The following is a 21,584-nucleotide window of genomic DNA, read 5'->3' on the forward strand; positions in this document are numbered from 1 at the left end:
CAGCGGATCACCCAGCTTGGACAGCTTGCTTTCACGTTCTTCGGCGGCAAACAGGCTCTTCATGTCGGTGCGTCTCGGTCAGTGCATGCTCAGATCATGCCAGAACGGGAGGTTTCTGGAAGTTCCCTTGTCTCGCCCTCGCTCGCGAGATCATGAGCACGTTCTAAACGCCGGCGGCGCGTGCCCGGCGCCGGCTCCTGCGGCGCCACGCCCAAGCGGAACTCGCCCGCCACAGCGCGTTGACGCCGAAATAGACCATCGGCGAGACGGTGAATGCGAAGAGCACGAGGCCGACCAGCAGTGGCTTGCCCACGCCGGTCAGGTCGGCGAGCAGGCTCGTGTGGTCCGGCGGGAGTTCCGCAGCACCGCCGAGCAGCCACTGCCCGACCCGGTAGGCGAGCCAGTACACCGGCGCGAAGGTCACCGGATTGGTCACCAGCGTGGAGAGCGCGGCGGCCGCGACGTTGGCGCGCAACAGGATGGACACCGCGACAGCGAACAGGATCTGCGCGAACGGCGTGAGCAGGCCGAAGAACACGCCGACGGCCATGCCCAGCGCGACACCGCGCCGGCTCAGGTACCACAGTTCGTCACGCCCGAGAAAGGGTGCGAGCCACTTCAGCGACCTGTTCTCGCGCACGGTCTTCGCGTCCGGCAACCAGCGGCGCAGCGTCTTTTTCACGTTCGGCCTCGTTAAAGAGAAGTAAGTGCAATCTTAGCTTGCCCGCCGGGGGCAGGCCATCAAAAGCCGGTCAGTGACTAACTTTTGCCGGCCGGCACGGCGAACGCGGCGCAAGGGTCTTCGCGCGGCGCAGCCGGCACGGTCACCGTCACGTCATACAGCGCGTCGTCCCCGGCCGCTTCGACAAAGCCGACCACGCGCGGTTCCGCCCTGCCCCGCCACCAGCGCGGCACGCCCAGGTCTTGCCGAACATGGCCGTTACCGGCGATCAGTACCGCACCGTTCTGCCCGTGCGCCAACAGCGCGTCGGCCATTGCGATGTCGCGGGAAAACTGCATCGGCAACATCGCGTCGACCGCACGCGCGGGCAGCTTGTTACAGTGGCCCTGCTCGATCGCGCGGCGCTGGCCGGCCACCAGGTCCGCCGGCGCGGCATCCGGCCGGTAGCGCGCCAGTGTCGCCGCGTCGAACAGCGCCGGGTAGCCGCCTTGACGCAGCGCACCCATCCCGCTGCGGCCGATGCCTGCGCCAACCATCGGCAGGTCGTTGTCGAGCGCCAGTTGCACCAGCGGCCGGTACAGCGGCCAGTCCCAGCCCCCGCCGCCCGCACGTTCGATCAGGCAGCCGGCGTCACGGCCGCACGCGGAGCGCGCCGCGGCAAGTTCGCCCTGCCGCGCGGCCTCGAACTGCTCGAACACCAGCGCCGGACGCCAACCGGCCGCCACCGCATCGCCAAGCCAGCGCGCGCGCAGCGCGTGGCCGGTGGCGTTGTCGTGCACCTCGCCCAACAGCACCACGGCGTCCCCCTGCATGGCGGCGGCGACGCGCGCCGGCGCGCCGGAACCCTCGGCCGCGGACAGATTTGCCACAAGCGCCAGCGCCAGCGCACCTCTCCTCCACCTTCCTTGTTGCATGCCTGCCATCGCGTCCGCTACGCTCCTTAACGTGTATTGGGCGGCCAGGCCGCCGGAAAGGGTGAACCATGAGTCAGGAATTCAATCCGGCCGATCCCTTCGCGCTGTTCCGCCAGTTCTGGCAGGGCGCGGCGCCGACAACCCCGCAAGCCTTCCTGCCACCCCTGTCGGCCGAGGAGATCGAACGCAAGCTCGCCGAGCTTCGCGTGATCGAGAACTGGATGGCGATGAACATGGGCATGCTCGCCATGCAGATCAAGACCCTCGAGATGCAGAAGGCCGCTCTTGACGCGCTGGCCAAACCCGACAAGTAAGCTCCCCCGAGAACGCCGTCATCGTTCGATTGTAGCCCCCCGCGCGCGCCATTGGTGCGCCACGCGGCAAGCCGCTAGAATGCGCGGATGACTACACCCCGCTTCGTCCACCTCAGGCTGCACTCCGAATTTTCCGTGACCGACGGCATCGTCCGCCTCGACGACGCGATCCGTCGCGCCAAGGCCGACGGCATGCCGGCGCTCGGCATGACCGACCTGATGAACATGTTCGGCCTGGTCAAGTTCTACAAGGGCTGCCGCGACGCGGGGGTCAAACCGCTGATCGGCTGCGACGTGTGGCTGGAGAACCCGGCCGACGCAGACAAGCCGACCCGCCTGCTGTTGCTTGCCAAGAACCGCGACGGCTACGGCCGTCTGTGCGAACTATTGGCCGACGCGTTCACCCACAACCAGGTGCGCGGCCGCGCCGAGCTGCGCCGCGAGTGGCTGGACTCCGGCGACAACAGCGGGCTGATCTGCCTCTCTGGCGCGCACCTGGGCGACGTCGGCGTCTCGCTGGCCAACGGCAACCCGGACGAGGCGATCGCACGCGCGCGGCACTGGGCCGAGCGCTTCCCCGGCGCGTTCTATCTCGAACTGCAACGGCTGGACAACCCGCAAATCGAACAGATCGTCCAGCAAACACTGTGGGTCGCCGGCGAGACCGATCTTCCGGTGGTCGCCACCCACCCGATCCAGTTCATGGACCCGGACGACTTCCAGGCGCACGAAGCGCGAGTGTGCATCGCCGAGGGCTACACCCTCTCCGACAAACGCCGCCAGAAGAAATTTGCCGACTGCCAGTACTTCCTTAACACCGACGCGATGCTCGAGCGCTTCGCCGACGTCCCCGAGGCGCTGGAGAACAGCGTCGAGATCGCGCGGCGCTGCAACCTGACCATTGGCCTCGGCAAGAACTACCTGCCAGACTTCCCGACGCCGGACGGCATGAGCCTCGACGACTTCCTGGTGCTGCGCGCCAAGGAGGGGCTGGAGGAGCGCCTCGTCGACCTCTACCCGGACGCGGCCGAACGCGAGGAGCAGCGGCAGCGCTATGAAGACCGGCTCAAGTTCGAGACCGACACCATCATCCAGATGGGCTTCCCGGGCTACTTCCTGATCGTGGCCGACTTCATCAACTGGGCCAAGCTCAACGGCTGCCCGGTCGGCCCCGGCCGCGGTTCGGGCGCGGGCTCGCTGGTCGCGTACAGCCTGAAGATCACCGACATCGACCCGCTCGAATACGCGCTGCTGTTCGAGCGTTTCCTCAACCCCGAGCGGGTGTCGATGCCTGACTTCGACGTCGACTTCTGCCAGGACAACCGCTACCGGGTGATCGAATACGTGCGCGAGGCGTACGGCCACGAGGCGGTCAGCCAGATCGCGACCTTCGGCACCATGGCCGCCAAGGCGGTAATCCGTGACGTCGGCCGTGTGCTCGACTTGCCGTACACCTTCTGCGACCAGCTCTCCAAGCTGATCCCCGCCGCACCGGGCAAGCAGTACTCGCTCGACGACGCGCTCGAGATGGAGCCGGTGCTCAAGCAGCGCCTGGAGAACGAGGAGGAAGTCGCACAGCTGTGGCAACTCGCCAAGAAACTCGAAGGCCTGACCCGCGGCATCGGCATGCACGCAGGTGGCGTGTTGATCGCGCCGGGCAAGCTCACCGACTTCTGCCCGCTGTACCAGGCCTCCGGCGACGACGCGGTGCCGGTGTCCATGCTCGACAAGGACGACGTCGAGAAGATCGGCCTGGTGAAGTTCGACTTCCTGGGCCTCAGAAACCTCACCATCATCGACTTGGCCGAGCGCTACATCAAGGCGCTCGACCCGAGCTTTAACACCGACCTCAACCTGCTGGAGTTCACCGACCCAGCCGCCTACCGCATCCTGCAGACGGCGAACACCACCGCGGTGTTCCAGCTTGAATCGGACGGCATGAAGCGGCTGCTGGAGAAGCTCAAGCCCGACCGTTTCGAAGACATCATCGCCGTGCTGGCGCTGTACCGTCCGGGCCCGCTGGGTTCGGGCATGGTCGACGACTTCATCCTGCGCAAGGCCGGCAAGCAGGAGGTCGACTACTTCCACCCCGACCTGACCGCGTGTCTTGACCCGACCTACGGCGTGATCGTGTATCAGGAACAGGTGATGCAGATCTCGCAGATCATCGGCGGCTATACGCTCGGCGGTGCCGACATGCTGCGCCGCGCGATGGGCAAGAAAAAAGCCGAGGAGATGGACAAGCACCGCGGCATCTTCACCGAAGGCGCCGAGAAGAAGGGCTACCCGAAGGAGCTAGCTACCCACCTCTTCGACCTGATGGCGAAGTTCGCCGAGTACGGCTTCAACAAGTCGCACACCGCGGCATATGCAGTAGTGTCGTACCAGACGGCCTGGCTGAAGGCACACCACTGCTCGGCGTTCATGGCAGCGACCATGTCGAGCGAACTGGATAACACCGACCAGCTCAAGGTGTTCTACGACGACTCGCTTGCCAATGGCCTCACCTTCCTGCCGCCGGACGTGAACGAGAGTTTCTACCGCTTCGTGCCGACCGACCGCAGCCATATCCGCTACGCGATGGGCGCGATCAAGGGCACCGGCGAGTCGGCGGTCGACCATATCGTCGCGGTGCGCGAGGCCGGCGGCCCGTTCACCGACCTGTTCGACTTCTGCCGGCGCACTGACAAGAAGCTCGTCAACAAGCGCACCATCGAGGCGCTGATCCGCGCCGGTGCCTTCGACGCGATCGAGCGCAACCGCGCGCGACTGCTGGCCAACGTCGGCCTCGCGATGGAGGCGGCAGACCAGGAAGCAGCCAACGAGGGCCAAGGCGGCCTGTTCGACATGTTCGGCGACGAGCTGGCCCCCGCGATCGAGATGACGCAACACAAGCCGTGGACGCCGGCGGTCGAACTGGCCGAAGAGAAGACGGCGATCGGCTACTACCTGTCCGGCCACCCGTTCAAGCCGTACGAACAGGAGGTACGCGGCTTCATCAAGACTTCGCTCGCGCGGCTGACACCGAAGAAGGAGGCGCAGCTGATGGCAGGCTTTGTCACCGGCATCCGCGTCAAGGTCGGCAACCGCGGCAAGATGGCCTTCGTCCAGCTCGACGACGGCAGCGCGAAGCTCGAGGTCTCGCTGTTCGCCGAGGCATTCGAGGCCAACCGCGACAAGCTCAAGGAAGACACGGTGCTGGTGGTCGAGGGCAAGGTCGGCGAAGACCGCTTCAACGGCGGCATCCGCATCCTCGCCGACCACCTGTACGAGCTGGGCGAAGCCCGCAGCCGCTACGCGCGCAGCCTCGCGCTGGCTATCGACGACAACATCGACGTCGGCCGCCTGCGCGCGGCGCTGTTGGGCTACCGGAGCGAAGACGCCGGCTGCCCGGTGCGCATCAGCTACCGCAACGCGAGCGCCGCGGGCGAGATGATGCTGCCGCCGGCGTGGGGCGTCAGGCTGGACGACAGCCTGCTGGAAAGCCTCGCCGAAGTGGTCGGCGAGGGCAAGGTCAGGATCATCTGGTAAGAGCGTGTTCACGATCTCGCGAGCGAGGGCGAGACAAGGCGAAAACGGCTGAGAAAGCGGAATGTACAGGTGGTACATGAGCATTTCGAAGCGGTTTTAAACGCCGTATCGGCGGTGCGCAGTAGATCGTGAACAGGTTCTAAGTCAGATCGGCAAATGGGGCGTCAGCGCGTTGATCGCGCCAATCGCCCGCCTGAAGCGAGCGTGCGCACGGGAGACGGTCGACACCGACAGGTCCATCTGGCGGGCGGCACCGCTGCAAGTCATGCCGTCGATCTCGATCAGCCACACCGCCTCGCGCGAGCGCTTCTTGAGGCCGATCAGGTCGGCGACCTGGTTGAAGATATCAAGACGCATCGGGATGCCCTCCTTGACGGTCGGCGTGCGCCGGCTTTTTTCAGCATAGAGGCTTGCAGTATTTGTGCAAAGGTCGACGCTACCGACCTCAAACCCAAGGGATACGCCCATGATCATCGTCCACCACCCGAGCGAAGGCGAACGTTATATCGCCGCGCTACGCCAGGCACTGCCCGGCCAACCGGTGATCGCCGCCGACAAAGCCCCCGACGGCAGCGACGCTTATTTCGTCTGCTGGCAGCCACCGGCCGGCTTCTTTGCCCGTTTCGCCGCGCCGCGCGCGGTGTTCGTGTTGGGCGCCGGCGTCAACCACCTGCTGGAACGCGACGACCTGCCCGACGATGTCCCGCTGGTCCGCCTGACCGACGCCGGCATGGCCGCCCAGATGCTCGAGTACGCGCGCTACGGCGTGCTCACCTGGCAGCGCGACTTCGACCGCTACCGCGCGCAGCAGGCCGAACGGCGCTGGCAAGTACTGCCGGCGGTGGCGCGCAGCGAGGTACGCGTCGGCGTGCTGGGTTTGGGCGAGATGGGCGGCCATGTCGCCGCACATCTCGCCGCCGACGGCTACCGCGTCAGCGGTTTCTCGCGCACCGCGCGCGACATCCGCGGCGTGCGCTGCCTGTCGGGCCCGGGCGCGCTGCAGGCGCTACTGGAGGGCAGCGACGTCGTCGTCAACCTGCTACCGGCCACCACCGACACCCGCCAACTGCTTAACGCACGCACGCTCGCCCACCTGCCGCAAGGTGCGGCGCTGGTACACGCCGGGCGCGGCAGCCAGCTTGACGAAGACGCGCTACTCGCCGCGCTAGAGAGCGGGCAACTGCGCTTCGCGCTGCTGGACGTGTTCGCCGACGAGCCGCTGCCGGCAGGCCACCCGCTGTGGACGCACCCCGGGGTGACCATCACCCCGCATGTCGCCGCGCAGACCTTGCCCGCCGACGCTGCGGCACAGATCGCCGGCAAGCTGCTGCAACTGGAACAGGGCGAGCCGGTGGCGGGTCTGGTCGAGCGCGCGCGCGGCTACTGAGCGGACAACAAAAAGGCGACGGCACCCGAAGGTGCCGTCGCCTAGATAGATCACCCGCGCTTAGCGGCGGTGCTGCGGCGGCGGGCCGCTGCGCTCTTCCTTGTGACGGAAGCTGATGCGCGCCTTGGTCAGGTCGTACGGCGACATCTCGACGGTCACCTTGTCGCCTTCCAGGATGCGGATGCGGAATTTGCGCATCTTGCCCGACGCGTAAGCGACGACCTCAACGCCGTTCTCCAGACGCACCTTGAAGCGCGTATCCGGCATGACGTCGACGACGACGCCCTGCAGTTCCAACAGTTCTTCTTTAGCCATAAAACCTTCTCCGATTGCCCGCGTCGCGTGGCGGCGGGCGTCTTCTATCGATTGATGCGTGGTCTGCCCCCTCATTGACCGTCCCCCGCAGCCGCAAGGCTGACGGAAGCTGCCGAACGGCAGGGTCGTGGCGGGAAACGAGGCAAAACGAGGCGGGCGGGACCCGGCAAAACCGGTTGCAGACGCGCTCAGCCAACGGGCAGCACAGCTTTTCCTGCGCGGAGTATACCGCAAGTGACGTGAAATGGTTTGCACCATCTCGCCACCGGCCGCGACGAAACGGCAGATTATGCCACAGTTTAGCGCAGCCGTGCGGCGGCCCGGCGCGCATCGGCAAACGCGGCGGTAGCCAGCCCGCCGAGCTCTACGCGTGCGCCGGCCAACACGCCGCCCTCCTCCGCGAGGAATGCCTCCAGGGCAGCCAAGTCCCGCCACTGGCCGAGCAGCCCCTGCAGGCGTCGGCAACGGCGTACCCTGTCCGCGCCCTTGGCCGGCAGGGCGGCAGCGAACAGCTCGCCGTAAAAGCGGTAGCGTTTAAGCGCGATGCGCAGCGCGTGCCAGTGCGCCTCGCCGCCCTTGCGCCGTGCACGGCGCCGCATCGCGAGCACGGCACGCCAGAGCTTTTGGGCATGACGGCGCACGCGTCGCCGGCGCAGGCGCACGGAGGACAGCAGCGCGAACGCCTCAACGGCCGCGGCAAGCGCTGCAAAACGTGCGGCGAGCAAGGCCCGCAAGGCCGCCAGCCTTGGTGCGTGGCGCAGCACAAGCGCTGCACCCTGCCCGCCCAAGTGCCGGCTTGCAAGCGCAAGCATCACTTCGAGTTCGCGCGCGGTGGTACTGTCGTGGTAGGCGCGGCCCAGTTCAACACGCAAGGCACGGGCGCGCTGTGACGGCACGCCCGCGAGCAACACGCGCACGATGCGCAGTACCTCGCGCGCCTCGTGCACCGCGTCCTGGTGCGCCGCGTGCGCCGGGTCCGCGAGCGCGGACAGCGCCGCCGCCCAGCGTGTGCGCAGCGGTTCAACCTTCAGGTACACGAACGCTCCCATGAAAAAAGGGCGGCACGCCCGGCGTGCTGCCCCTGATCCCGATACGCGGGTCGCCTTACTTCCAGGCTTGCGGGTACTTGTAGCCGGCGTACTTCTGCTTCGCCCAGTTCTTGAACTGGTCGGAATTGTAGGCGGCGATCACGTCCTTGGCCCACGGCTTGTTCACGTCGGCGCGCTTCATGGCGCCCCAGTTGACGTAGGCGTAACTCTTCTCCTGGAACAGCGCCTCGGTCAGCTTGATGCCCGAGCTCGTCGCGTAGTTGCCGTTGATCACCGCGAAGTCGACGTCGCCGCGGGCGCGCGGCAGCTGCGCCGCCTCAAGCTGGACGATCTTCACCTGCTTCAGGTTCTGCGCGATGTCGCGCTCGGACGCGGTCAGCGGGTTCACGCCAGGCTTGAGCTTGATCCAGCCCAGGTCAGCCATCATCACCAGCGCGCGGGCAAAGTTGGACGGGTCGTTCGGCGCGGCCAGCGTGCTGCCCGCCTTCACGTCCTTCAACGCCTTGAGCTTGCCCGGATAAACGCCCAAGGGCGCGGTCGGCACCTGGAACGCCGGCGCGAGGTCCAGCTTGTGCTCCTTGGCGAAGGTGTCGAGGTAGGGCTTGTGCTGGAACACGTTCACGTCGAGCGAGCCTTCGGCCAGCGCGAGGTTCGGGCGCACGTAGTCGGTGAATTCGACCAGCTTCACCTGGTAGCCCTGTTTTTCCAGGATGGGCTTGATCGAGAGCTTCACCATGTCGCCGAAGTCGCCGACGGTAGTGCCGATCACGATGGACTTCTTGGCCGGGTCAGCGGCGAACGCGGTGGCGGACAGGGCGACGCCGACCGCGGCAGCAGCGATGGACTTGAGCAGGGTTCTACGCATGGTTTTCTCCTTGTGGGTCTTGCTTCTGGATGAACTGGGTTAACGCTTGTCGAGTTTCTGGGCGATGCGGTTGCCGGCGAACTGGATCAGCTGCACGACGACGACCAGGAGCACCACCATCGCGACCATCACCTCGGTCTGGAAGCGGTAGTAGCCGTAGCGGATCGCCAGGTCCCCGATGCCACCGCCGCCGACCACGCCGGCGACCGCCGAGTAGCTGAGGAAGCTGATGGTGAGGATGGTCAGGCTGGCCACCAGCCCCGAGCGCGCCTCGCGCAGCAGCACCTTGAACACGATCTCGAACGGGCTCGCCCCCATCGCCTCGGCCGCCTCGACCACGCCGCGCGGCACTTCGCGCAGCGTCTGCTCAACCAGACGCGCGAAGTAAGGGATGGCCGCGAACGACAAGGGCACCGCGGCGGCGACCGGGCCGATCGTGCTGCCGACCAGGATGCGGGTGAGCGGCACCAGCGACACCATCAGGATGATGAAGGGGAAGGAGCGCACCAGGTTGACGAGCCAGCCGAGCACCCCGGCGACGAAGCGGTTGGCAAGGATCTGGCCGGGCTGGGCCAGGTACAGCCACACGCCCAGGGGGCCGCCGATCAGGATGGCCGAAGCGAGGCCGATGCCGAGCATCAGCGCGGTCTCCAGCGACGCCTGCCAGATTTCCGGGCCGAGCAGCACCAGGTTTTCCCAGGCTTGGGCAAGGGTGAGTTCTTCCATTTACGCGGCCTCCAATAGTTCGCGCGCGGCGGCGCTGTTCGCCTCGACTTCGCCACCGGCGACGTCCATCACCTCGATCAGGCGCCCGGATTCGAGCAAGGCGGCGCGATGGCAGATCGCGCGCACCACGCCCATCTCGTGGGTGACGATGACGATGGTGACGCCGAAGCGGCGGTTGATGTCGGCCAGGCACTCGAGCACGCTCTGCGTGGTCTTCGGGTCGAGCGCCGAGGTCGGCTCGTCGGCGAGGATCACTTTCGGGCGCGGCGCCAGCGCACGGGCGATGCCGACGCGCTGCTTCTGGCCGCCGGAGAGCTGCGCCGGGTAGTGCTCGGCGCGGTCGGCCAGGCCGACCACCTCCAGGCACTCGGCGACCCGCGCGCGGATCGCGGCCTTGTCCCAGCCGGCGATCTCCAGCGGGAAGGCGACGTTCTCGGCGACCGTGCGGTTGGCGAGCAGGTTGAACTGCTGGAACACCATGCCGATATTCTGGCGGGCGCGGCGCAGCTCGGCGGCGGACAGTGCGGTCAGCTCGCGGCCGTCGACCAGCACGCAGCCCGCGTCGGGGCGCTCGAGCAGGTTGATCAGGCGCAGCAGGGTCGACTTGCCGGCGCCGGAGAAGCCGATCAGGCCGAACACTTCGCCGGCCTTGACCGACAGGGATACATCGTTGATCGCGTCGAACCAGCCACCGTCCGGGTGGCGGAAACGCTTGCTGACGCTGCCTAGTGAAATCATCGGGTTCGCTCCAAAACAAAAAGCCCGCCGGTATTGCTGCGGCGGGCCAGATGCGATGGGAGTTCCCCTGTGACGGAGACGGCACAGACCTTGCGGTCTGCCCCACGCTTTAGCTGTTTTACGCCCGCAAGCTGTGTCAAATCGGCGTTTACTGATGGCAAAATCTACAAGAAGCGCCCGGCTTCGTCAATAGACTGTATACAGAATATTTTCACCCTACGCCGGCAGCAGCTGCGCGGACAGCGGCAGGTGGTCGGACAGGCGCGCCCAAGGCTGGCCGCGGTGCACCTCGCAGGAGACCGGGCGCAGGCCGCGCACGTAGATGCGGTCCAGCGGCAGCATCGGCATGCGCGCCGGGAAACTCTTCGCGCACTCGCCCTGCATCGTGCGGAACACCTCGGACAGCCCGGCCCGCTCGGCGAGGATGCGGCTCGCCTCGTCGCGCCAGTCGTTGAAGTCGCCGGCCAGGATCAGCGGCAGGCCGGGCGGTACATTGTGCTCGAGGTAGCGGGTCACCGCCTCGAACTGCTTGCGCCGGTCGCGCGAGAGCAGGTTCAGGTGCGCGCACAAGGCGAGCACCGGCGTCTTCCAGCCCGCGGGTTGCAGCAGACAGTGCAGGATGCCCCGGCTCTCGAAGCGGTTGACGCTGATGTCGAGGTTGCACCACTCGACCACCGGAAAACGCGACAGCACCGCATTGCCGTGGTGGCCGTGGTCGTACGAGGCATTGAGCCCGTAGGTCGCGCGGCTGCCCAGCTCGCGCGCGAGGAACTGGTGCTGCGGCTGGCGCGGCCAGTTGTCGTGCTTGAGCGCACGCAGCGCGTTGCGCCCCTGCACTTCCTGCAGGAACACCACGTCGGCCGACAAGGCGTCCAGCGCGCGCGCGATCTCTCCCAGCTGCACGCGCCGGTTCAGCGGGGACATCCCCTTGTGGATGTTGTACGTCGCCATGCTCAGCGGTTTCATCGCTCACCTCTGGCTACAGCTTGGCACTTGGGGCGCAGCCTTTCCCTGTCCTGCGTCAAACGCGCTCAATCGCCAAGCTTGCCCGGATCGCCCTGCAGCAGCAAGGTGGTGATGGTGTCCTTGTCCATCGACTCGCCGTTGAGCAGGCGCGCGAGCAGCTGGCTGCCCAGAAGCTGCGGCGCGAGCAGCACGTCGGGCTGGCAGCGGCGCACCTTTTCCAGGTGCCGGCTGTCGTTGAGCAGCGCGACGGTGCGCACGTCGGCGGCGAGGTCCTTCATCGCGAGGATCACGAAGGCGTTCTCGGCGTCGTCGTCGCCCAGCGCGAGCACCGAGTGCGCCATGTCGGCACCGACCCCCTTGAGCACGGTGGTGTCGGAGGTCTCGCCGACCACCACGTCGGCGTCGTCCGGCAGGCTGTGCTGCGCGCGCTCGGGCGGCAACAGCACGGTCACTTTCAGCCCGCGCGCGGAGAGGTCGGCGTACAGGTTTTGCGCGAGCGGCGAAAAACCGGCGATCAGAAAATGCCCGGAGCGTTTCATCCGGCGTCCCTTTCCCTTGATGATGCGTTGCATGCTCGAATTGATCATCGGCCCGGCCAGCGTGCTGAGTGCCGCGGCGAACACGGTGATGCCGAGGATAATGATGGACAGGGTGAACAGCCGCGCGCCGTCGCTCTTGGGAACGATGTCGCCATAGCCGACCGTCGTCATGGTGACCAGGCTGAAATACAGCGCGGTCATCGGGTTGAGGATGGGCGGTGCGAAGTCGCTGCCCAGCGACAGCGAGCCGAACATCGCATAACAGAGCAAGGCGCTGACAACCAGCAGCGTCACCAGCGCGCCGGCGGCGACGCTGGAGCGCTGGAAACTGTCGCGAAAGACCACCAGCAGGATGATGAGTCCCCAGGACAGCGCGAGCGGCGCGCGCTGCCCAAGGCCGGTGTGCCACAGCAGCGGCGTGACCAGCGCGAGCAGCAGCACGGCGAAGAACCAGGCGGCGCGGGCGCGCAATAACAACCCCGCTCCCATCAGCACGAGCCCTGCGACCAGCAACAGCCTGGGCAGCATCACCCAGCTGAATTCGGCGAGGATCACCGCCTCGGCGTGCCAGAAGTTGTGCGGCAACACCCTCGGCAACTCTGTCGCCAGCGGGTAGCCCAGCCACGACGCCTCGACGAGCATCAAGAACGCCAATGGCCACTGCGGCACGAAACGGTGCCACTGCTGCAGTCGTTCGCCGAGCAAGGCGCCCCCTTTGCGGTATGGTCAGGTGGACGCCAGGCGACGCCCCAGTTCGCGGATCGCGGCCGCGTTTGATGGCGAGAACACCCGGCAGGCGGCCTCCTGCCAGTCTAGCCATTCAAACGCGGTATGCTCGCGCGGGTTCAGCAGGGGCGACAGCTCCCCAGGCAGGCAGAAACCGAACACATGTTCGGTGTTGTGGGTGACCCCCGGCGCGTAGCGGTGCCGCCAGTGCGGGTAGATCTCGTAGACGTTGTGTTGCTGCCAGTTGTCCAGCACGCCGGCGCTGGCCGCAAAGCCGGTCTCTTCCATCAGCTCGCGCCGCGCGGTGTCCGGGAGCGCTTCGTCCGCTTCGTGGCTGCCGGTGACCGACTGCCAGAAGCCCTGCCTGTCGGCGCGCTCGATCAGGAGCACGCGCCCCGCCGCGGTATGGATCAGCACCAGCACCGACACCGGCTGCTTGTATCCGGCCATCATGCCCCCTTCAGTGTCTGCAGACGGCCGGCGAGCTCGACCGCCGACTTGACGCCCATCTTGTCGAACACGCGCGCGCGGTGCACCTCGACCGTCTTCATGCTGATGGCCAGCTCGTCGGCGATCTGCTTGTTGAGCTTGCCGCCGAGCACCAGCGCCATCACTTCGCGCTCGCGCTCGGTCAGCGAGCCGAGCGCCTCGCGCACATGGCTGAGCCTCTGGTGTTCGGCACGCGCGCTCGCGTCGCGCGCCATGCAGTCGGCGATCAGCGCGAGCAGGCGCTCGTCGTCGAACGGTTTTTCCAGGAAGTCGGCCGCGCCCAACTTGAGCGCAGCGACCGCGTGCGGCACGTCGCCGTGCGCGGTGAGCATGATCACCGGCGGGCAATACGCCCTCGCCTTCAGCTCTTCAAGCAGCACCAGCCCGCTGACGCCGCCCAGACGCAGGTCGACGATCAGGCAGTTGAAGCGGCCGGCGTCGCCGCTTTCGAGCAGCGCCTCGGCGCTGTCAAAACCGGTGACCGCGTACGGCTGCCCTTCGAGCAGCCAGACCAGCGCGTCGCGGACCGCCGCGTCGTCGTCGATGATGGCCAGCGCCTGCATACTGCCCCCCTAAGCTTATTGGTCGCCGAGCAGGCGCACTTCGCGCTGCGGGAACGGGATCTGGATGCCGTGTTCCTGGAACTTGCGCCAGATCGCCATGTTGATGTCGGACTTCAGACCCAGAAAGCCGTTCTCCGGGTCGCTGACCCACACCCCGAGGGTCAGGTTGACGCTGGAGTCGGCAAACTCGACCACGAAGGCGTTCGGTCCCGGATCCTTCAACACGCGCGGATGGTCGGCCGCTTCCTTGAGCAGACGCAGCGCGAGCTCAAGGTCGGTGCCGTAGGCGACGCCGACCGGCAGGCTGGTCCACACCGCCTTGTCCGAATACGAGGTATTGACCACCGTGCTCGAGATCAGCGCCTCGTTCGGCACCAGCGCCTCCGAACCGTCGGCGCTCTTGAGCACCACGAAACGGCTGGTGATCTTGGTCACCACACCGAGCCGCCCTTCCACTTCCAGCCGGTCGCCGATGCGGATCGAGCGGTCGAGCAGGATGATGAAGCCCGACACGTAGTTGGACGCGATCTTCTGCAAGCCGAAACCGAGACCGACACCGAGCGCACCGCCGAACACCGACAATACGGTCAGGTCGATGCCGACCACCGGCAACGCGATCAGCACTGCGGCGACCAAGAGCACCGTGCGCGCGATCTTGGAGAACACGATGCGCAGCGACAGGTCGAGGTCCTTGACGCGCATCAGGCGCGACTCGATCACGCGGCTGACCCACAGCGCGCCGATCACGATCACCGTCACCCACAGGATCGCGTTGACGATCATCAAAAGGTCGAGGCGGGTCTTGCCGATGGTGAACGAGATCGACGTCATCCACTCGATCACCACGGCGTCGATGCCGACCGCCCACGCCGCGTAAAACAGCCACAGCACGGACGCCATCAGGTGTTCGCTGCCGCGCTCGAAGCGGCCGCGCGGCAGCGCCTGGCGCAGCACCGCCGAGACCACGCGGATCAGCGACAGCCAGAACATCAGTGTCGCACAGGTGCGCAGCACGCTGCCGCCGGTCGCGGTCACCATGTGCCAGCCGATCGCCGCGGCGATCAACAGCACGGTGGCCATCGCCGGCATCGCCAGGCGCAGGCCGAGGTAGGAGAAGAAGCGCTCGGAGCGCTCGGGGTGACTGCGGTAATAATGCCGGTAGACGTAACTGCCGAACAGCCAGCCCAGTGCGACGCATGCAAGCGCGACCGCCAGCTGGGTCAGGCCGGGCACCGTCTGCAGGACGGCGCTCAGCGAGTCAAAAATCAGTTCATTCCGGTTCAGCAAAACAAATACTCCGTACTTCTTAAGATAGGGTTTGAAAATCAGCGCTCGAGCGCACGCAGCCCCTGCGCGTCCAGCAGCAGCGTCCTTTGCGCGCGCGCGGCCAGTTCGTGGTCGTGGGTGACGATCACCAGCGCCGTGCCAAGCTCTTCATTGAGCTCCATCATCTGGCCGAACACCGCGTCGGCGTTCTTGCGGTCGAGGTTGCCGGTCGGCTCGTCGGCGAGCACGCAGGCCGGCCGCGTGACCAGCGCGCGCGCGATCGCGGCCCTCTGCCGCTCGCCGCCGGAGAGCTCGCCCGGCTTGTGCGCGAGCCGTTTGGCCAGCCCCACCTTCTCCAGCATCGCCGCAGCGGCCTCGGCCGCCGCCTCGCGCGGCTGGCGCCGGATCAGAAGCGGCATCATCACGTTTTCCAGCGCGGTGAATTCCGGCAGCAGGTGGTGGAACTGGTAGATGAAACCGAGCTTTTCGTTGCGCAGGCGTCCGCGTTCGGCTTCGCCAAGCGCGGCCAGGTCCTGCCCGGCAACGCTGACGCGCCCGGCGCTTGGCACGTCGAGCCCGCCCAGCAGGTGCATGAGCGTGCTCTTGCCCGAGCCCGACGCGCCAACGATGGCGATGCGCTCGCCCTGCCCGACCGCCAGGTCGATGCCGGACAATACCTCGACGTCCAGATTGCCCTCGTCGTACACCTTGGAGAGGCCGACCGCCTCGATCACCTTACTCATAGCGCAGTGCCTCCGCAGGTTGGGTGCGCGCCGCGCGCCAGCTCGGGTAGAGCGTCGCCAGCAGGGCAAGCACCAGCGACACCAGCGCGATGGTCGACACGTCGGACAACTGCACGTCGGACGGCAGGTAGTCGATCAGGTAGACCTCGCTGGAGAGGATCTTGGTGCCGATCAGCCGCTCGATCGCCGGCACGATCACGTCGAGGTTGAGCGCGACGGCGACGCCGCCCGCGACCCCGCCGAGAGTGCCCAGCACGCCGGCAACCGCCCCCTGGATCATGAAGATCTTCATGATGCTCGCAGGCGACGCGCCCAGCGTGCGCAGGATGGCGATGTCCGACTGCTTGTCGGTGACCACCATCACCAGCGTCGACACCAGGTTGAACGCGGCGACCGCGACGATCAGCGTCAGGATGATGAACATCATCCGCTTCTCGATCTGCACCGCGCGGAAATAGTTGGCGTTCAGGTCGCTCCAGTCGGTCACCCACGCCTCGGGCAGCTTCTGCTGCAGCGCGGCCTTGGTCACTGGCGCGGCAAACAGGTCGGCAAGCTTCAGGCGCACGCCGGAGACGCCGTCACCCATACGGAACAGCGTCTGCGCGTCCTTGAGGTCGACCATCGCGAAGCTCGCGTCGTACTCGTACATGTCGACCTTGAAGAGCCCCTTGACCGTGAACTGCTTGAGCCTGGGCATCATGCCGGCCGGCGTCACGTTGCCCTGCGGGGTGATCAGCGTAACCTTGTCGCCGACGCCGACCCCCAGCTGGCGGGCAAGCTCCGCGCCCAGCAGCACGCCGAACTCGCCGGGCTTCAGGTCGGCGAGCCGCCCCTTGACCATGTGGCGACCGACGTCGACCACGCGGTCTTCCTGCACTGGATCGATGCCGCGCACCATCACGCCGCGCACCGCACCGCCTGCGCTGAGCAGGCCCTGCGCCGACACGAAAGGCGCGGTGGCGACCACGCCCGGCTCCTGCTTGGCGAGCCTGGCCACCGCCGGCCAGTCGTACAGCGGCCCCTGCAGGCCGGACACCTCGACGTGCGAGGCGACGCCAAGCAGGCGGCCGCGGATCTCCTTCTGGAAGCCGTTCATCACCGAGAGCACGATGATCAACGCGGCGACGCCCAGCGCGATGCCGATCACCGACGCCAGCGAGATGAAGGAGATGAAGCCGTTACGGCGCTTGGCGCGCAGGTAGCGCAGGCCGATCATGACCTCGAAGGGCACGCTCATGCGTCCGGCCCCTGGCGGTAGGGGTTGTCGAGCCCGCGCATCAGCTCGACCAGGTAGTCGCGGATCTGCGCCTCGGCGCAGCCCATCAACAGCGCGTCCTCGAACGCGTCCTGCGCGAGCTGGGCGAGCTCTTCGATGTTCTCGCGCATGACCTTGATCTTCTCGACGCAGGCGAGGACGTTGCCGTCCGCGTCGCGCCACACCGGCATTTCTGGCGTCATTGCTAGCTTCCGTTCAAAAAGCCGATGCCCGCCAAGGCGGGCACCGACCGGGTGTATGCTGGCCCTGGGCTTCAAGCCGCCCGGGCCTTCGTCATGTCAATTCGCGCCGCGCTGGACGCGACGGGCTCCATTATAGCGGCCCGCCCAGTAAGACTGCCCCATATTGGCGACCTCGACCGTCTTGCCGGTGCGCGGCGAGTGGATGAACTTGTTGCCGCCCAGATAAATCCCGACGTGCGAATTGCGAAATCCCCGCGTATCGAAGAAGACCAGGTCGCCGGGCACAAGTTCGCCCCGGTCGACCGCGCGGCCGACCTTGGCCATCTCGGCCGAGGTGCGCGGCAGGTTCACCTTCAGCGATTTCTCGAACACATACTTGATGAAGCCGCTGCAATCGAGCCCGGACGTCGGCGAATTGCCGCCAAAACGGTAGGCCACACCCAGCAGGCTCATCGCCTGCAACAGCAAGTCGCCCACGGCCTCCTCGCCCGAACTCTGGGCAAAACGGGCGATCGGGTCGGCCTGCTCGGCCGCCAGCGCGGCCTCGTCGGCGGACACCGGCGCCGCGTACACACTACCCATAAAGAGTGCGAAAATCAGCGCTAGCAAGGACAGGGGCAATTTCATACACTGCACTCTATCGAACGAGGGCTTGAGTGTAAAGCCAAGCCCCGGAACACGGGAGTTTCATGCTCAGAGAGACGCTGGTCGCGATGCGCGACCTTCCCCGCCTGAAGGAAATCACCGGCATCCTGATCCGCCACGGGCTCGGCCGCTTCGCCGAGCGGTTGGGCCTGCCACGCACGGTGGCCCGCGTGGCCGGCTTTTTCGAGGCGCCGCCCCCGGAAGGCGAGAGCGAAATCCCGACCCCGGTACGCCTGCGCCGCGCGCTCGAGGCGCTGGGGCCGACCTTCATCAAGCTCGGCCAGATCCTGTCGACCCGGGTCGACGTGTTCCCGCCCGAGTGGATCGCCGAATTCGAGAAACTGCAAAACAGTGTTCCCGCCCTGCCCGGCGCCGACATCGAGGCGCTGATCGCGCAAAGCCTGGGCCGGCCGCTCACCGAAGTGTTCGCCAGCTTCGAGCGCGCGCCGATCGGCTCGGCGTCGATCGCGCAGGTGCACCGCGCCACCCTGCCCGACGGCACCGCGGTCGCGGTCAAGGTGCGCCGGCCGGGCATCGTCGCCAAGGTCGACGCCGACTTGCGCATCCTCGCGCATCTGGCCTACCTGATCGAGCTGGAATTCCCCGACGCCCGCCATTTCCAGCCGCGCGAGATCGTCAACCAGTTCAGCCGCTCGCTCAAGCGCGAACTCGACCTCGCCGCCGAGGGACGGGCGATGGAACGCTTCGGCCGCGACTTCGCCGACGACGACCACGTGCGCGTGCCGCGCGTCTACTGGGCGTGCAGCAACAGCGAAGTGAACGTACAGGACTTCGTCGACGGCGTGCCAGCCGGCCGCCTCGACCTGCTCGCGGACGCCGGGCTCGACCCCAGGCTACTGGCACGGCGCGGCGCTGATGCAGTGCTCAGGATGATCCTGATCAACGGCTTCTTCCACGCCGACCCGCACCCGGGCAACGTGTTTTACCTCGCGGGCAACCGTATCGCCTTCATCGACTTCGGCATGGTCGGCCGCCTCTCGCATGTGCGCCGCGACGAGATCGTCAACCTCCTGTTCGCACTGGCGCGCCACGACGAGCGCGCGATGACCGACACCCTGCTCGAATGGGTCGGCAGGAACCCGGTCGACGAGCAGCGCTTCGCGCACGACGTTTCCGAACTGATGTTCCAGTACGACCACGTGCCGCTGGGCCAGCTCAACCTGAGCCAGCTGATCGACGACATCATGTCGCTGATCCGCGACCACGGCATCGTGCTGCCGCCGGACCTCGCGATGCTGTTCAAGGCGCTGATCACCCTCGAAGGGTTGGGCCGCCAGCTCGACCCCGACTTCTACCTGCTCGAGCAGGTGACTCCCTTCGTGCGCACGCTGATCCGCGCGCGCTACAAGCCCGCCGCGCTGGCCGCGCGTACCCGCCGCTCGCTGGCCGACTCCGTCGCCATGCTCGCCGGCGTGCCGCACGACGTGGTGCGCATGCTGCGCGACGTGCGCCAGGGCCGTTTCCGGGTCAACCTCGACCTCGCCCGCCTCGACCACTTCGGCCGACAGATCGACAAGAGCAGCAACCGGCTGACCATGGGCATCGTCACCGGCTGCCTGATCATCGGCTCGTCCATCGTGCTGACCGTCGACGCCGGCCCCAAATTGCTCGGCCTGCCGCTGTTGGGGCTGTTCGGCTTTTTGATCGCGCTCGTCAACAGCTGCTGGCTGATCCTGTCGATCTGGCGTGCGTCCAAGGACTACGAATGATGAAACGACGATTCCTGCTCGCCGCGCTCTGCGCGGCCACCCTCTCCCCGCTTGCCGCCGCCCTGCCCGCGCAACTGGTAGTCGAAGTGAATGCCACCCGCAACCAGGGCGGCGCCAGCATCCAGTGGGGTACCCCCAAGGCCGGCGGCTGGTCGCTGTCCAGCGGCAACAGCAGCAGCGGCAGCACGCAGTCGGTGATGGTGCAGGACGGCATGAGCGCGTCGATCTCGTTCGGCGAAGAACGCGCGGTGCCGTGGTGGATAGGCGGGGATGGCGGTGCCGTGCAGCAGGCGGTGCGCGGCTTCTGGGTGACGCCCACGCTCACCGGCGCGAATTCCGTCCGGCTGTCGGTCGCCGTCGACGACAGCCGTTTTGCCGGCGACGGGCAGGTTCAGGGACGGCGCCTCGTCACCGAAATCAGCGCGCCGCTGGGCCAGTGGGTGACCGTCGGCCGCTTTAGCGACCAGGCAGGCGGCGCGCGCGTCTTCGTGTTCGGCGCCGAAGTCGCCTCAAGCGGTGGCGGCAGCGAGATTCGCCTCAGGGTGCTGCGCGCGCTGACTTAACGCTCGCAGATGAAGTCGACCGCCTCGGACAGCCGCTCGACGCCAATCACCTCCAACCCTTCGATCGCCTGGCGCGGCCGGTTCGCCTGCGGCACCAGCGCGCGGGTGAAACCGAGCTTGGCCGCCTCGCGCAGCCGCTCCTGGCCGCGGGTGACCGGGCGCACCTCGCCGGCCAGGCCCAGCTCGCCGAACACCACCAGCTTCTCCGGCAAGGGCTTGTTGCGCAGCGACGAGACCATCGCCAGCACCAGCGCCAAGTCCGCCGCCGGCTCGCCGATCTTCACCCCGCCCACCGCGTTGAGGAACACGTCCTGGTCGAAACAGGCGACCTCGGCGTGACGGTGCATCACCGCCAGCAACAGCGCGAGGCGGTTCTGGTCGAGGCCGACCGCCAGGCGCCTGGGCTGGTAGCCGTGCGCGTCGTCGACCAATGCCTGCACTTCGACCAGCAAGGGGCGCGTGCCCTCCTGGCTGACCGTCACGCACGAGCCGGCGACGTCGTCGCGGTACGAGGACAGGAAGATCGCGGAGGGGTTGGAGACGCCGCGGATGCCGCGCTCGGTCATCGCGAACACGCCCAGCTCGTTGGCGGCGCCGAAGCGGTTCTTGATCGCGCGGATCATGCGGTAGCTCGAGTGGCTGTCACCCTCGAAATAGAGCACGGTGTCGACGATATGCTCGAGCACGCGCGGGCCGGCGATGGCGCCTTCCTTGGTGACGTGGCCGACCAGGATGATGGTGATGCCCGACTGCTTGGCGATGCGGGTGAGCTGCGCTGCGCACTCGCGCACCTGCGACACCGAGCCGGGCGCCGAGCTGACCTGGTCCGAATACAGGGTCTGGATCGAGTCGATCACCGCCACCTTGGGCTGCTCGTGCTTGAGCGCGGCGAGGATGGCCTCGAGGCGGATCTCGGCGAGCAGGCGCACCTGGTTTGCGTCCAGCTGCAAGCGCACCGCGCGCAAGGCGATCTGCTGCGGCGACTCCTCGCCCGACACGTAGAGCACCTTTTCGCGCGCGCCGAGGGTCGCGAGCGCCTGCAGGAGCAGCGTCGACTTGCCGATGCCCGGGTCGCCGCCGAGCAAAATCACACCACCGGCGACCAGCCCCCCGCCGAGCACCCGGTCGAGCTCTTCCATGCCCGAGCTGGTGCGCGGCACCTCCTCGGCCTGCACCGAGGCGAGCGACTCGACCCGGCTGGCGTGACTGGTCCAGCTCTCGAAACGCTGGGTCTGCGGCGTGTCGGCCGCCTCGACGAGGGTGTTCCACGCATTGCAATGCGGACACTGCCCCTGCCACTTGGGGGACGTGCCGCCGCATTCGGTACAACTGTAGATGGTCTTGCTTTTGGCCATAGGCTGGACTCCGGCCCCGC

General features: G+C 67.0%; 23 protein-coding genes. 5 read left to right on the plus strand and 18 right to left on the minus strand.

Annotated elements, in window-relative coordinates:
- Nucleotides 1-163 precede the first annotated feature (163 nt).
- Both GZH52_RS08010 and GZH52_RS08015 read right to left on the minus strand, forming a co-directional pair.
- Nucleotides 164-682, minus strand: a complete 519-nt coding sequence (locus tag GZH52_RS08010; protein WP_203525679.1) for a DUF2062 domain-containing protein — start codon at nucleotides 680-682, stop codon at nucleotides 164-166.
- A gap of 77 nt (nucleotides 683-759) precedes the next feature.
- Nucleotides 760-1,551, minus strand: coding sequence for a ChaN family lipoprotein (locus GZH52_RS08015; protein ID WP_163315971.1), 792 nt, complete (start codon nucleotides 1,549-1,551; stop codon nucleotides 760-762).
- Nucleotides 1,552-1,664: 113 nt separating this feature from the next.
- On the opposite strand from GZH52_RS08015, the gene GZH52_RS08020 reads away from it, so the two are divergent.
- Both GZH52_RS08020 and dnaE read left to right on the plus strand, forming a co-directional pair.
- A complete protein-coding gene (locus tag GZH52_RS08020) occupies nucleotides 1,665-1,910 on the plus strand; it encodes a PhaM family polyhydroxyalkanoate granule multifunctional regulatory protein (protein WP_163315972.1) in 246 nt (81 codons plus the stop codon).
- Nucleotides 1,911-1,997: 87 nt separating this feature from the next.
- Nucleotides 1,998-5,441: a DNA polymerase III subunit alpha gene (dnaE, locus tag GZH52_RS08025; protein WP_163315973.1), complete on the plus strand. Its 3,444-nt coding sequence runs from the start codon at nucleotides 1,998-2,000 to the stop codon at nucleotides 5,439-5,441.
- A 144-nt stretch (nucleotides 5,442-5,585) separates the two neighbouring features.
- On the opposite strand, the gene GZH52_RS08030 is transcribed toward dnaE, so the two are convergent.
- Nucleotides 5,586-5,798: a sigma factor-like helix-turn-helix DNA-binding protein gene (locus GZH52_RS08030; protein ID WP_136552114.1), complete on the minus strand. Its 213-nt coding sequence runs from the start codon at nucleotides 5,796-5,798 to the stop codon at nucleotides 5,586-5,588.
- A gap of 109 nt (nucleotides 5,799-5,907) precedes the next feature.
- On the opposite strand from GZH52_RS08030, the gene GZH52_RS08035 reads away from it, so the two are divergent.
- Nucleotides 5,908-6,828: a 2-hydroxyacid dehydrogenase gene (locus tag GZH52_RS08035; RefSeq protein WP_163315974.1), complete on the plus strand. Its 921-nt coding sequence runs from the start codon at nucleotides 5,908-5,910 to the stop codon at nucleotides 6,826-6,828.
- Between the two features lie 60 nt (nucleotides 6,829-6,888).
- Here GZH52_RS08035 and infA read toward each other — a convergent pair whose 3' ends face one another.
- The 14 genes from infA to GZH52_RS08105 all read right to left on the minus strand — a co-directional run bounded on the left by infA (nucleotide 6,889) and on the right by GZH52_RS08105 (nucleotide 17,898).
- On the minus strand, nucleotides 6,889-7,143 hold the full coding sequence (infA, locus tag GZH52_RS08040) for a translation initiation factor IF-1 (protein ID WP_136552118.1): 255 nt from the start codon (nucleotides 7,141-7,143) through the stop codon (nucleotides 6,889-6,891).
- A 299-nt stretch (nucleotides 7,144-7,442) separates the two neighbouring features.
- A complete protein-coding gene (locus GZH52_RS08045) occupies nucleotides 7,443-8,192 on the minus strand; it encodes a CHAD domain-containing protein (protein WP_163315975.1) in 750 nt (249 codons plus the stop codon).
- 55 nt (nucleotides 8,193-8,247) lie between these two features.
- Nucleotides 8,248-9,057: a MetQ/NlpA family ABC transporter substrate-binding protein gene (locus GZH52_RS08050; RefSeq protein ID WP_163315976.1), complete on the minus strand. Its 810-nt coding sequence runs from the start codon at nucleotides 9,055-9,057 to the stop codon at nucleotides 8,248-8,250.
- 39 nt (nucleotides 9,058-9,096) lie between these two features.
- Entirely contained in the window at nucleotides 9,097-9,783 is a 687-nt protein-coding gene (locus tag GZH52_RS08055) for a methionine ABC transporter permease (RefSeq protein ID WP_163315977.1), read from the minus strand.
- Nucleotides 9,784-10,521 carry a methionine ABC transporter ATP-binding protein gene (locus GZH52_RS08060; protein ID WP_136552126.1) on the minus strand — a complete coding sequence of 246 codons (738 nt, stop codon included), beginning with the start codon at nucleotides 10,519-10,521 and terminating at the stop codon, nucleotides 9,784-9,786.
- Nucleotides 10,522-10,737: 216 nt separating this feature from the next.
- Nucleotides 10,738-11,487, minus strand: a complete 750-nt coding sequence (locus tag GZH52_RS08065) for an endonuclease/exonuclease/phosphatase family protein (RefSeq protein ID WP_163315978.1) — start codon at nucleotides 11,485-11,487, stop codon at nucleotides 10,738-10,740.
- Nucleotides 11,488-11,552: 65 nt separating this feature from the next.
- Nucleotides 11,553-12,731 (minus strand): ion channel, encoded by a 1,179-nt coding sequence (locus GZH52_RS08070; RefSeq protein ID WP_163315979.1) that lies wholly within the window; start codon nucleotides 12,729-12,731, stop codon nucleotides 11,553-11,555.
- 21 nt (nucleotides 12,732-12,752) lie between these two features.
- Nucleotides 12,753-13,205 (minus strand): dihydroneopterin triphosphate diphosphatase, encoded by a 453-nt coding sequence (nudB, locus tag GZH52_RS08075; RefSeq protein ID WP_163315980.1) that lies wholly within the window; start codon nucleotides 13,203-13,205, stop codon nucleotides 12,753-12,755.
- A complete protein-coding gene (locus tag GZH52_RS08080; protein ID WP_163315981.1) occupies nucleotides 13,202-13,804 on the minus strand; it encodes a response regulator transcription factor in 603 nt (200 codons plus the stop codon). The genes nudB and GZH52_RS08080 overlap by 4 nt, the downstream gene beginning before the upstream one ends.
- A 15-nt stretch (nucleotides 13,805-13,819) precedes the next feature.
- A complete protein-coding gene (locus GZH52_RS08085; protein WP_239058061.1) occupies nucleotides 13,820-15,091 on the minus strand; it encodes a mechanosensitive ion channel family protein in 1,272 nt (423 codons plus the stop codon).
- Nucleotides 15,092-15,129: 38 nt separating this feature from the next.
- Nucleotides 15,130-15,813 (minus strand): lipoprotein-releasing ABC transporter ATP-binding protein LolD, encoded by a 684-nt coding sequence (lolD, locus tag GZH52_RS08090; RefSeq protein ID WP_163315982.1) that lies wholly within the window; start codon nucleotides 15,811-15,813, stop codon nucleotides 15,130-15,132.
- Complete coding sequence (locus GZH52_RS08095) at nucleotides 15,806-17,050, minus strand: lipoprotein-releasing ABC transporter permease subunit (protein ID WP_163315983.1); 1,245 nt, start codon at nucleotides 17,048-17,050, stop codon at nucleotides 15,806-15,808. The genes lolD and GZH52_RS08095 overlap by 8 nt, the downstream gene beginning before the upstream one ends.
- Nucleotides 17,047-17,271, minus strand: coding sequence for a hypothetical protein (locus GZH52_RS08100; RefSeq protein ID WP_163315984.1), 225 nt, complete (start codon nucleotides 17,269-17,271; stop codon nucleotides 17,047-17,049). The genes GZH52_RS08095 and GZH52_RS08100 overlap by 4 nt, the downstream gene beginning before the upstream one ends.
- A gap of 96 nt (nucleotides 17,272-17,367) precedes the next feature.
- A complete protein-coding gene (locus GZH52_RS08105; protein ID WP_163315985.1) occupies nucleotides 17,368-17,898 on the minus strand; it encodes a C40 family peptidase in 531 nt (176 codons plus the stop codon).
- Nucleotides 17,899-17,960: 62 nt separating this feature from the next.
- Between GZH52_RS08105 and GZH52_RS08110 the strand changes: the two genes are divergently transcribed.
- Together GZH52_RS08110 and GZH52_RS08115 are read left to right on the plus strand one after the other, a co-directional pair.
- The gene (locus GZH52_RS08110; protein ID WP_163315986.1) at nucleotides 17,961-19,646 is read left to right on the plus strand and encodes an ABC1 kinase family protein; all 1,686 of its coding nucleotides are present in this window, start codon (nucleotides 17,961-17,963) and stop codon (nucleotides 19,644-19,646) included.
- Nucleotides 19,643-20,209, plus strand: coding sequence for a type II and III secretion system protein (locus GZH52_RS08115; RefSeq protein ID WP_163315987.1), 567 nt, complete (start codon nucleotides 19,643-19,645; stop codon nucleotides 20,207-20,209). The genes GZH52_RS08110 and GZH52_RS08115 overlap by 4 nt, the downstream gene beginning before the upstream one ends.
- Here GZH52_RS08115 and radA read toward each other — a convergent pair.
- Nucleotides 20,206-21,564 (minus strand): DNA repair protein RadA, encoded by a 1,359-nt coding sequence (gene radA / locus GZH52_RS08120; RefSeq protein ID WP_163315988.1) that lies wholly within the window; start codon nucleotides 21,562-21,564, stop codon nucleotides 20,206-20,208. The two genes, GZH52_RS08115 and radA, sit on opposite strands and share 4 nt — an antisense overlap.
- Between the last annotated feature and the right edge of the window lie 20 nt (nucleotides 21,565-21,584).

This window comes from Crenobacter caeni (assembly GCF_010435965.1).
In the GTDB taxonomy this organism is placed as follows: domain Bacteria; phylum Pseudomonadota; class Gammaproteobacteria; order Burkholderiales; family Chromobacteriaceae; genus Craterilacuibacter; species Craterilacuibacter caeni.

Coding starts and splice junctions, on each gene's coding strand:
- GZH52_RS08060 (WP_136552126.1), bottom strand. CDS start 10,521: ATGATTTCACTAGGCAGCGTCAGCAAGCGTTTCCGCCACCCGGACGGT.
- GZH52_RS08045 (WP_163315975.1), bottom strand. CDS start 8,192: ATGGGAGCGTTCGTGTACCTGAAGGTTGAACCGCTGCGCACACGCTGG.
- GZH52_RS08080 (WP_163315981.1), bottom strand. CDS start 13,804: ATGCAGGCGCTGGCCATCATCGACGACGACGCGGCGGTCCGCGACGCG.
- nudB (WP_163315980.1), bottom strand. CDS start 13,205: ATGATGGCCGGATACAAGCAGCCGGTGTCGGTGCTGGTGCTGATCCAT.
- GZH52_RS08115 (WP_163315987.1), top strand. CDS start 19,643: ATGATGAAACGACGATTCCTGCTCGCCGCGCTCTGCGCGGCCACCCTC.
- GZH52_RS08100 (WP_163315984.1), bottom strand. CDS start 17,271: ATGACGCCAGAAATGCCGGTGTGGCGCGACGCGGACGGCAACGTCCTC.
- GZH52_RS08030 (WP_136552114.1), bottom strand. CDS start 5,798: ATGCGTCTTGATATCTTCAACCAGGTCGCCGACCTGATCGGCCTCAAG.
- GZH52_RS08095 (WP_163315983.1), bottom strand. CDS start 17,050: ATGAGCGTGCCCTTCGAGGTCATGATCGGCCTGCGCTACCTGCGCGCC.
- GZH52_RS08110 (WP_163315986.1), top strand. CDS start 17,961: ATGCTCAGAGAGACGCTGGTCGCGATGCGCGACCTTCCCCGCCTGAAG.
- dnaE (WP_163315973.1), top strand. CDS start 1,998: ATGACTACACCCCGCTTCGTCCACCTCAGGCTGCACTCCGAATTTTCC.
- GZH52_RS08020 (WP_163315972.1), top strand. CDS start 1,665: ATGAGTCAGGAATTCAATCCGGCCGATCCCTTCGCGCTGTTCCGCCAG.
- infA (WP_136552118.1), bottom strand. CDS start 7,143: ATGGCTAAAGAAGAACTGTTGGAACTGCAGGGCGTCGTCGTCGACGTC.
- lolD (WP_163315982.1), bottom strand. CDS start 15,813: ATGAGTAAGGTGATCGAGGCGGTCGGCCTCTCCAAGGTGTACGACGAG.
- GZH52_RS08050 (WP_163315976.1), bottom strand. CDS start 9,057: ATGCGTAGAACCCTGCTCAAGTCCATCGCTGCTGCCGCGGTCGGCGTC.
- GZH52_RS08055 (WP_163315977.1), bottom strand. CDS start 9,783: ATGGAAGAACTCACCCTTGCCCAAGCCTGGGAAAACCTGGTGCTGCTC.
- GZH52_RS08105 (WP_163315985.1), bottom strand. CDS start 17,898: ATGAAATTGCCCCTGTCCTTGCTAGCGCTGATTTTCGCACTCTTTATG.
- GZH52_RS08065 (WP_163315978.1), bottom strand. CDS start 11,487: ATGAAACCGCTGAGCATGGCGACGTACAACATCCACAAGGGGATGTCC.
- radA (WP_163315988.1), bottom strand. CDS start 21,564: ATGGCCAAAAGCAAGACCATCTACAGTTGTACCGAATGCGGCGGCACG.
- GZH52_RS08035 (WP_163315974.1), top strand. CDS start 5,908: ATGATCATCGTCCACCACCCGAGCGAAGGCGAACGTTATATCGCCGCG.